The organism is uncultured Campylobacter sp., assembly GCF_938017615.1.
Lineage (GTDB): Bacteria > Campylobacterota > Campylobacteria > Campylobacterales > Campylobacteraceae > Campylobacter_B.
Genome location: NZ_CALIJA010000213.1, coordinates 1 through 4,249, shown reverse-complemented (window position 1 = coordinate 4,249; position 4,249 = coordinate 1). Strand labels below are relative to the sequence as shown.

The window sequence follows — 4,249 nt, the reverse complement described above, 5'->3', positions numbered from 1 at the left end:
TCATAGATTAAAATTTTACTTTGGCGCAGAATTCTGCGTGGCGTAAAATTTTTAAACGCCACAAAATTTTAAAATTTAAATTCTGCAAAATTTAAAAACGAGAGGACTTTAATGCGATCAAAGCAGGCTTGCGCCGCAAAATTTCAAATTTTAAATCGCGAAGCGGGATTTAGTGCGGATTTTGATAAATTAAGGAGAAAATATGAGCGAAAATGAGAGCCAGCGCGCCGTCTGGACGGATGAGAGCCGCTGTAAGGCGTGCAACATCTGCGTAAGCGTCTGTCCTAGCGGCGCGATCGCGATGAGACAGGACGAGGGCGCCGTGCAGGGCATGATGATCGACGTGGTGGATGAGGGCGCCTGTATCGGCTGTAGGGAGTGCGAGTTGCACTGCCCGGATTTTGCGATTTTCGTTGCGCCCAAGGGCTTTAAATTCGCTCGTCTAAGCTCGCAGGCTAGAGAGATGGCTGAAAAAATCAAAAACAATAATTTTATGAAACCCAAGGACGCATAATGAGAGAGGTAATTTCCACAGGTAACGCCTTAATTGCGCGTGCGGCGATTGATTGCGGCTGTAATTTTTTCGGCGGCTACCCGATCACGCCGAGCAGCGAGATCGCGCACGAGATGAGTCGCTTGCTACCTAAGGTCGGAGGTAAATTTATCCAGATGGAGGATGAAATTTCGGGTATTTCGGTAGCTTTAGGCGCGTCGATGAGCGGTGCAAAGGCGATGACGGCAAGCTCCGGCCCTGGAATTTCGCTAAAATCAGAGCAGATTGGACTTGGCTTCATCGCTGAAATTCCGCTTTTAATCGTAAATGTTATGCGCGGAGGTCCTAGCACCGGGCTTCCTACGCGAGTGGCGCAGGGCGATATTTTGCAAGCTCGCAACCCTACTCACGGCGATTTTCAAAGCATCGCGCTGTGCCCGGGCTCACTAAAGGAGGCTTACACGCAAACCGTGCGCGCCTTCAATCTAGCCGAGCGGTTTATGACGCCGGTATTTTTGCTACTTGATGAGACGCTTGGGCATATGCAGGCTAAGGCGATGCTCCCTGAAATTTCGGATTTAAAAATCGAACGCAGGGCGGAATTTAAAGGTAGTCCGAAAGATTATGAGCCCTACGACGCTGCGCCCGATAAGCCTGCGGTGCTAAATCCATTTTTTAGGGGATACCACTATCACATAACGGGGCTGCATCACGGCGCGAAGGGCTTTCCAACTGAAAACGAGCAGATTGTGGATCGCTCTATAAAAAGGCTTTTTAATAAAATTTCGGCGCATGAAGATGAGATCTTGCAATACGAGGAATTTATGCTAGATGACGCTGATGCTTGCATCATCGCCTACGGCAGCGTTAGCTTAGCAGCAAAAGACGCGATTTTAAAGCTACGAGGGCAGGGCGTGCGTGTGGGACTTTTTCGCCCGATTACGCTATGGCCAAGCCCTGCGCGCAAGCTAAAGGAGCTAGGGGAGAGATTTAATAAAATTTTGATCGCCGAGCTAAATTTAGGGCAGTATCTGCTAGAGGTGCAGCGCGCTTGTTTGAGGGATGATTTTAAGACGCTTCTTAAGGCAAACGGCAGACCGATCAGCCCTAGCGAGATTATCGAGAAAGTAAAGGAGCTTTAAATGGCGTTTGATTACGACAAATATCTAAGAACGGACAAGATGCCTACACTTTGGTGCTGGGGCTGCGGCGACGGAGTGATCTTAAAAGCGATCATCCGCGCGATTGACCGCGTAGGCTGGAGCATGGACGATGTGTGCGTGGTAAGCGGTATCGGCTGTAGCGGCAGGATGTCGAGTTACATAGACTGCAATACCGTCCATACGACGCACGGGCGTGCGATAGCTTATGCTACGGGTATCAAGCTTGCAAATCCAGGTAAGCACGTAATAGTAGTCACTGGCGATGGCGACGGGCTTGCGATAGGGGGCAATCACACGATCCATGGATGCCGCCGCAATATCAATCTAAATCATATCTTGGTAAATAATTTCATCTATGGGCTTACAAACTCGCAGACGAGCCCTACGACGCCGCGTGGGTTTTGGACGGTTACGGCGCAATACGGCAATGTCGATCCCAGCTTTGATGCGGCGAAACTTGCGATCGCTGCCGGAGCAACTTTTGTCGGACGCGAGAGCGTGACAAATCCCGAAAAAATCGAGCGACTTCTAGCCAAGGGCTTTGAGCACGATGGTTATAGTTTTTTTGATATTTTTAGCAACTGTCACGTAAATTTGGGTCGTAAAAATAAAATGAGCGAGGCGGTGCAAATGCTAAAGTGGCTTGATTCGCGCACGGTCTCTAAAGTAAAATTTGACGCTCTTAGCGAGGATGAGCGAGCAGGGCTATTTCCGCTTGGAGTTTTACACGAAGATAATGAGCACACCGAATACACAAAGGCGTATCAAAAGGTGATAGACGCGGCACAAAGCGGCGAAGTGATAAATTTTGAAGGACTAAGATGAATCAATTAAGATTTGTGGGAGTGGGCGGTCAAGGCGTGATCTTAGCGGGTGAAATTCTAGCTGCGGCAAAGATCGCGCACGGCGGCTATGGAATCAAGGCATCTACGTATACCTCTCAGGTACGTGGCGGACCTACGAAAGTGGATATTATCTTAAGCGATGAAGAAATTCTATATCCTTACGCGAGTGAGGGCGAGATCGATTTCATGCTCGCAACGGCGCAGAGCAGCTACGATGCTTTCAAAAATGGCGTGAAAAAAGGCGGCGTGATCGTAATCGAGCCGAATTTAGTAGCACCGAGCGATGAGGATAGGGCAAGCTTTAAAATTTATGAAATTCCAATCATTACCATCGCAAAATACGAAGTTGGAAATGTCATCACCCAAAGTGTCGTGGCTCTAGCGATCGCAGTAGAGCTTAGCCAATGTATGGACTCAGGGCTCGTAAAAGAGCAAATGCTCCGCTCTGTGCCTGAAAAAACCCGTGCGCTAAATGAAAAGGCGTATGATTTGGGGATAAAATACGCGAGAGAGGTTTTTGAGACGGAGTAAAATTTTATGGCAGCGAAACGATAGAAGTGGGCGGTAATATTCTAGCGGCTTTATTCTTGCTTTTTTTGCGAAGTGCATCAGCTATAAGGATGAAATTTATCGCGTTGTTAAAATTTTTATTTTGGTACAAGTATACTCATCGCTTTTCTTATAGGATTACACTCGCTGTCATTTAAGCAAATTTCTAATTGCTCCTTTATTTTGCAAGAAAAATCCTTCTTGTCGCTCTCTTCTCCGTAACAAACCCTATCAAAGTATCCGATAGCCCTATGTATATTTCCGCCGTAAAGTATTTCATTCCCTGCTAGCAAAAAGCAATAATACATCATATCCGCCTCGCAAGCTTTCTTTAATGCTGAAACGGAATCTTTATATCTACCCATTGTAACCAAAAGCACCGCGCCGAGCGATCCGCAGCTTTCGTAATCTCCGCTATCGCACTTTTTGGATAAAATTTCGACCAGTTTCGTGCATGCGCTATATTTTCCATCGCCGCTATCACACTCTAAATTTAGCTCTTTTTCCTCCCAAGTTTTGAAAAAGCTCGAATCCATGGGTCTTGCCATACTAGAGCATATTGAAAATATCAAAGCTAGAATTATAAATTTAATTTTCTGCATTTTCTCTCCTATTTAAAATTTGATATATAAAGCGGCTTTTTAAACAACATCATCTTACGCTTTTTAACAAAATTCTTGCTTTTTTTATAGGATTGCACTCGCTGTCATTTAGGCATTTTTCCAATTCCTCTTTTATCTTGCACGCTTCGTTTTTATATACGCTATCTATTCTTTTGCATGTCTTCCCAAGATATTTCATGGCTGAATTTATGTCCCCGCTGTACCGTATTTCGATTACACTTAATACATAGCAATAGTTTGCTGCGCCGGCTTCACAGGCTTTTTTACAAGCATAGGCAGAGTCCTCATATCTGTCCATAGAACTGAGAAGCGCTAGACCGAGCAATCCGCAGCTTTCATAATCTCCGTCGTCGCATTTCTTAGATAAAATTTCGACGAGTTTCGTGCATGCGCTGTATTTTCCGTCGCCGCTATCGCAAGCAATCGCTAAATCTTTTTCTTCTTTGCTTTTTAATAAAAAATCCAAGTCTTCCGCTGCCACAGCAGGGATTGCCGCAAATGCCGCCACAAGCGCAAGTAGCCAAATTTTAAGATAGAATTTTTTCATCGCCGCCCCTATTTTTAAGCGGCGATTAT

The 4,249-nt window shown here is 45.8% G+C and carries 6 protein-coding genes; 4 read left to right on the top strand and 2 right to left on the bottom strand.

What is annotated here, in order from left to right; all coding sequences use genetic code 11:
* The first annotated feature begins 202 nt into the window (after window positions 1–202).
* Genes Q0620_RS10800 through Q0620_RS10785 form a run of 4 tightly spaced genes read left to right on the top strand, consistent with a single transcriptional unit; the run spans window position 203 to window position 3,032 of the window.
* Window positions 203–514, top strand: coding sequence for a 4Fe-4S binding protein (locus tag Q0620_RS10800; protein WP_177388316.1), 312 nt, complete (start codon window positions 203–205; stop codon window positions 512–514).
* Entirely contained in the window at window positions 514–1,635 is a 1,122-nt protein-coding gene (locus Q0620_RS10795) for a 2-oxoglutarate synthase subunit alpha (RefSeq protein WP_298785176.1), read from the top strand. The genes Q0620_RS10800 and Q0620_RS10795 overlap by 1 nt, the downstream gene beginning before the upstream one ends.
* Window positions 1,636–2,481 carry a 2-oxoglutarate ferredoxin oxidoreductase subunit beta gene (locus tag Q0620_RS10790; protein WP_298785174.1) on the top strand — a complete coding sequence of 282 codons (846 nt, stop codon included), beginning with the start codon at window positions 1,636–1,638 and terminating at the stop codon, window positions 2,479–2,481.
* Window positions 2,478–3,032 (top strand): 2-oxoacid:acceptor oxidoreductase family protein, encoded by a 555-nt coding sequence (locus Q0620_RS10785; protein ID WP_298785172.1) that lies wholly within the window; start codon window positions 2,478–2,480, stop codon window positions 3,030–3,032. Before Q0620_RS10790 ends, Q0620_RS10785 begins: the two co-directional genes overlap by 4 nt.
* A 116-nt stretch (window positions 3,033–3,148) precedes the next feature.
* Here the strand turns inward: Q0620_RS10785 and Q0620_RS10780 are convergent, their stop codons facing one another.
* Together Q0620_RS10780 and Q0620_RS10775 are read right to left on the bottom strand one after the other, a co-directional pair.
* The gene (locus tag Q0620_RS10780; protein WP_298785170.1) at window positions 3,149–3,652 is read right to left on the bottom strand and encodes a hypothetical protein; all 504 of its coding nucleotides are present in this window, start codon (window positions 3,650–3,652) and stop codon (window positions 3,149–3,151) included.
* Window positions 3,653–3,701: 49 nt separating this feature from the next.
* A complete protein-coding gene (locus Q0620_RS10775) occupies window positions 3,702–4,220 on the bottom strand; it encodes a hypothetical protein (protein WP_298785169.1) in 519 nt (172 codons plus the stop codon).
* Window positions 4,221–4,249: the final 29 nt, after the last annotated feature.